6 protein-coding genes are annotated in these 5,072 nt (G+C 50.0%); 4 read left to right on the plus strand and 2 right to left on the minus strand.

The features are described 5' to 3' along the window. Nucleotides 1-76: 76 nt before the first annotated feature. Nucleotides 77-211, minus strand: coding sequence for a hypothetical protein (locus tag PN499_RS14300; RefSeq protein WP_272032642.1), 135 nt, complete (start codon nt 209-211; stop codon nt 77-79). A 124-nt stretch (nt 212-335) separates the two neighbouring features. Here PN499_RS14300 and PN499_RS14305 point away from each other — a divergent pair, with 124 nt between their 5' ends. Both PN499_RS14305 and PN499_RS14310 read left to right on the plus strand, forming a co-directional pair. Further along, nucleotides 336-1,136, plus strand: a complete 801-nt coding sequence (locus PN499_RS14305; protein ID WP_272032644.1) for an SDR family NAD(P)-dependent oxidoreductase — start codon at nt 336-338, stop codon at nt 1,134-1,136. Between the two features lie 212 nt (nt 1,137-1,348). Further along, nucleotides 1,349-2,188 carry an MBL fold metallo-hydrolase gene (locus PN499_RS14310; protein ID WP_272032646.1) on the plus strand — a complete coding sequence of 280 codons (840 nt, stop codon included), beginning with the start codon at nt 1,349-1,351 and terminating at the stop codon, nt 2,186-2,188. On the opposite strand, the gene PN499_RS14315 is transcribed toward PN499_RS14310, so the two are convergent. After that, a complete protein-coding gene (locus PN499_RS14315; RefSeq protein WP_272032647.1) occupies nt 2,139-2,273 on the minus strand; it encodes a hypothetical protein in 135 nt (44 codons plus the stop codon). The genes PN499_RS14310 and PN499_RS14315 overlap by 50 nt on opposite strands. Nucleotides 2,274-2,333: 60 nt before the next feature. Between PN499_RS14315 and PN499_RS14320 the strand changes: the two genes are divergently transcribed. Then, nucleotides 2,334-3,518 carry an L-dopachrome tautomerase-related protein gene (locus PN499_RS14320; protein WP_272032648.1) on the plus strand — a complete coding sequence of 395 codons (1,185 nt, stop codon included), beginning with the start codon at nt 2,334-2,336 and terminating at the stop codon, nt 3,516-3,518. Between the two features lie 183 nt (nt 3,519-3,701). After that, entirely contained in the window at nt 3,702-4,766 is a 1,065-nt protein-coding gene (locus PN499_RS14325; protein WP_272032649.1) for an aldo/keto reductase, read from the plus strand. Nucleotides 4,767-5,072: the final 306 nt, after the last annotated feature.

The raw sequence follows: 5,072 nt of genomic DNA on the forward strand, positions 1-5,072 counted from the left end.
AATGTTTATACAGTCAGCTTTTTAGCCATCCCGATCTTTGTTTAATTAGGTGGAGCTACTTACCAGTGCCTCAAAATCATGTAACAGTAAGTAATGGGACATAAATATAAATGTAGGGTGGGCGATCGCCAGGAAGATTAGCCCCATCGAGCCAACCAATGCGATCGCTACACTTACAAGCAAAGCACACTCCTTCTTTAGAAAGACGCAATCATGCGGCTGCCTTCTTAGCATTATAAAAAAGTTGACACGCCGCAGTCCGAGCTGACTATCTAGAGCCCAAAAATAAGCAAGCCCGGACAAGCGAGTGTACTCACTTAGGAGTTTAAATAGTTGTGGACAATTCGTTAACTCGACCCTTAGCGGTCGTAACAGGTGCTTCCAATGGCATCGGTTACGAACTCGCCAAACAGTTCGCCCAAAATAATTTCGATCTCTTAGTCACAGCTACCGGAGCCAGCATCAAGGAAGCAGCTCTTGCCTTTGAGCAACTCGGTGCCAAAGTTTTGACCGTAGAGGCAGACCTCGCTACCTATGATGGTGTGGAGACGCTCTACAGCAAAATTAAGGAAACAAACCGACCTGTAGAGGCGATCGCGATCAATGCAGGTGTCGGTGTCGGGGGTGAGTTTGTCAAGACCGACCTCAAGGACGAACTCAATCTCATTAACCTTAACGTTGTGTCCTCAGTCCATCTTGCCAAAAGGGTAGTCAAGGATATGGTCGAACGAGGTAATGGCAAAATCCTTTTTACTTCATCCATTGCCGCCCTGATGCCGGGCCCCTTCGAGGCAGTCTACGCGGCATCCAAGGCATTTCTGCACTCATTCTCAGAGGCGTTGCGAAACGAGTTAAAGGATACAGGTGTCAGCATCACCGCACTCATGCCAGGGCCGACTGATACCAACTTCTTCCACCGTGCGGATATGGACAGCACTAAGGCAGGTGCGGGCAAGAAGGACGATCCCGCAGAGGTTGCCAAGCAGGGTTTCCAGGCCTTGATGGCAGGCAAGGACGATATCATCGCGGGTTCGCTCAAGACCAAGATGCAGGGGAATGTAAGCAAAGTCTTGCCCGATACCGTCAATGCCGAACAGCACCGCCAGCTTACTGAACCAGGTTCTGCTAACAAGTAATTTGCGCCCGACGACAGGAAATGGCTGATTTATAGCTAGGGACTAGGGGCTAGGGAAGAAGGGAAGAGAATCAAGGGTGGAAGCCAGGAGCGAGTTTCCTAACTACCAAGAAGTGCTATATCCCGGCAACAACGCCATCTCACACAGCTCGGCATTGGAGGCAAACTTACAAAGAAATGGTTCCTGCGGAAGTAATTTAGTGCAGAACAGTTATGCAAATTCATCATCTCAATTGTGGCTGTATGTGCCCAATTGGTGGGGCGCTTTTCGATGGCTTCAGTCGCAGCTTGAACGCTCACCTCGTCTGCCACTGTCTGCTCGTGGAAACCGATCGCGGACTTGTTTTAATTGATACCGGCTTCGGTTTACGCGATATCCAGTCCCCTTACTCGCGGCTCAGCCCATTCTTCGTCCACTTTAATAACATCCAGTTCGATCGCAAATACACAGCGATTCATCAAATTGAGCAGCTCGGATTTGCGGCAAGCGATGTGCGCCATATTGTGCTAACTCACCTCGATTTCGATCATGCCGGTGGTCTAGAGGATTTCCCAGAAGCAACGGTACACATTATGCAGGCTGAAATGGATGCCGCCCAAGACCGGCACGGTGCGATCGCTAAAGGGCGGTATCGTCCGGGGCAATGGGATGAAGTCAAACACTGGAAATACTATTCAGCCAAGGGCGAACCTTGGTTTGGGTTTGAAGCTGTCCGCGATCTCGACGGATTGCCACCGGAAATTCTGCTAATTCCGCTGGCGGGGCACACGCGGGGTCATGCGGGTGTGGCGATCGAGACCCAGGAGGGTTGGCTGCTGCACGCTGGGGATGCTTATTTCTATCGGCATGAGATGAATGCTAACCGACATTGCACGCCAGGACTGCGGGCTTACCAGTGGATGATGGAAGTCGATCGCCAGGCTCGGCTTTTCAATCAAGATCGGCTGCAAGCATTATCGGTGCAGCACAGTAAAGATGTGAGCCTGTTTTGCAGTCACGACGCTATTGAGTTGAAAGCATTCGCCGATCGCTCTCATAGCTCTGGAAACTAGAAATTTCTTCTCCTGTGTTTTGGTCAGTGATGCTGATGGTGCGATCGCCGCTGGGCGTATCCCCCGGCTTTTTTATCCGCGACACTGCTTGGCTCTGCTTCTAGTAAATTTCATGGCAAAGGCATCGATATAAAGAAGGTATTCTATGAAGTTCCTTAAACTCCTACTATTTCTTACAGCCGTCGGTTTTCTCGGCACTGCTGTTTATGCCCAGTCTCAACCCGCCCAGATCGATCTGACAACGCTGCCCAAAGAGCAGACGCTCGGCGATATCCAACCCGTCGCCATCTTCAACGGCCCCATGCCTACAGGTGTTACTGTTTCCCAAAGCGGACGCATATTTGTGAACTTTCCCAAATGGGGCGATCGCGTAGATTACACTGTTGCCGAAGTCAGAAATGGTCAAACTGTTGCCTATCCTAATGCAGAAATAAATCGCCCCAACCCAAGCGACCCATCAAAGTCCCTGCTTTCCGTTCAAAGTGTGGTAGTTGACCCGCGCGATCGCTTATGGATTTTGGATACTGGCAGCGTCAACTTTGCACCGGCTCCGCCTGGTGGAGCAAAATTGGTCGGAGTAGATCTCAAGCAAAACCAGATTTTCAAAACCATTGTCTTTCCCCCAAATGTGGCATTGCCAACAACTTACCTGAACGATGTTCGCTTCGATTTGCGCCGAGGTAAGGCGGGAATGGCATTCATCACTGACTCGTCTGACAAGGGGCCCAATGGAATTATTGTGGTTGACTTGGATTCTGGCAGAAGTTGGCGGCGGTTGAACGACCATCCTTCCACGAAAGCAGTCCCCAATTTTCTCCCCAGTGTGGAAGGGATGCCGATTATGAATCGCCAACCGGGTCAACCACCCAGTCCCATCAAGATGGGTGCCGACGGGATTGCCATTAGTGCTGATGGGAAGCAATTGTTCTACTGTCCGCTTGCCGGACGACGGCTCTACAGCGTGAGTGTCGATGCGCTAGCAGATGAGCGGTTGTCTGACCAAGAGGTGGCAAAGACTGTAGTCGATCGCGGCGAGAAGGGAGGAGCTGCCGATGGCTTGGAGTCCGATGCTCAAAACCGGATTTACCTGACGAACTACGAACACAATGCGATACAGCGTCGTTTGCCAGATGGCACGATCGAACGGCTGGTACATGACCCGCGAGTGCTGTGGCCTGACACGCTTTCAGTCGCGCAGGATGGTTATCTTTATTTCACTGCTAATCAACTCCATCGCCAAGCCAGGTATCACAACGGTCAGGATTTGCGCCAGAAACCCTACAGCCTGTTTCGAGTGCGGATTAACGCTCAACCTGTAGCACTGCGGTGAACTACCGTTTCACCCTCAGAAGGTGAAGTCAAGCGTTTGCATTCCGGGCGATCGCGATCGTCTCTTCTCGGACTTACGCACCGACAACATCATTCTGTCATGGCGATCGTAGGGAAGCAATCTCAAACCTAGATTCTTGGTACTTCCTAAGTCCCGTCCTATAGTTTTTTGAAGGAGACATTTATGGGTATCAGCAGACGCGAGTTGTTAAAAGTGACATCGGCTTCGAGTTTAGTCGCAGCAGCGCTAGCAGCTTCAGAAGGGTTTTTCAAACCCGTGTTAGCTGAAGCCCAATCGACCCCAATAGACGCTCAAAATGAAGTTGCTCAAGATCAGACCAAAAGCAGAGAAATGAGCTACAGGACGCTAGGACGCACCGGGGAACGAGTATCTGCAATTGGCTTAGGAGGACACCATATCGGACGCATTCGAGAGGAGCAAGAAAGTATCAAGCTCATTCGCAGTGCGATCGATCGCGGCATCAACTTCATGGACAACTCCTGGGATTATCACAACGGACGCAGCCACCGATGGATGGGGCAAGCGCTCAAGGATGGCTATCGGCAAAAGGTGTTTCTGATGACAAAGATCGATGGTCGCACCAAGGGCGCTGCCATGATGCAGATAGATGAGTCACTTAAGGCATTGCAGACTGATTACATCGATCTAATGCAGCATCACGAAGTGATTCGGATGGAAGACCCCGATCGCATCTTTGCTCCTGGTGGGGCAATGGAAGCTGTGGTGGAAGCGCAGAAGGCGGGTAAGATTCGTTATATCGGCTTTACAGGACACAAAGACCCTTTAGTTCACCTGCGAATGCTGGAACTCGCCACTCAAAATAATTTCCATTTTGACGCGGTACAGATGCCGCTGAATGTGATGGATGGTCATTTTAGAAGTTTTGAGCAACAAGTTTTACCAGTGTTGGTGAAGAACCAAATCGGTGTCTTGGGGATGAAATCAATGGGCGATTCCTACGTACTGAGAAGCAATACAGTCACCCCCATTGAATGTCTTCACTATGCGATGAATTTGCCTACTTCGGTTGTGATTACTGGCATTGATAGTATGCAACTTCTCGATCAAGCATTTGAGGCAGTTCGCACGTTTAAGCCAATGGATCGGGCACAAGTTACGGCGCTGCTGGATCGCACTCGTGATGCGGCAACTAAAGGGCAATACGAACTTTATAAGACCAGTAACCAATTTGATAGTACGGCAATGAACCCATCTTGGCTGGGGTAATTGGTAATTGGTAATAGCTAATTGGTAATAGCTAATTGGTAATAGCTAATGGCTAATGGCTAATTGCTAATTGCTAATAGCTAATAGCTAATTCAGGACTTACGCACCCAACCAAAGAAACCGGGTTTTTCGACGAAAATACTTCGCTTTTTACCCACAGATTCTCTAAAAAACCCGGTTTCTGGGACTCCCTGCGTAAGTCCTATAATTGCTAATTGCTAATGGAAAATTTCTCCCCCACTCCCTCGCTCCCATGCTCCCCCGCTCCCCATCTCCCCCATCTCCCCCTCTCTTTCCCTAGCCCCT

It is taken from the genome of Kamptonema animale CS-326 (assembly GCF_028330895.1).
Taxonomy (GTDB): Bacteria; Cyanobacteriota; Cyanobacteriia; order Cyanobacteriales; family Microcoleaceae; genus Kamptonema; species Kamptonema formosum.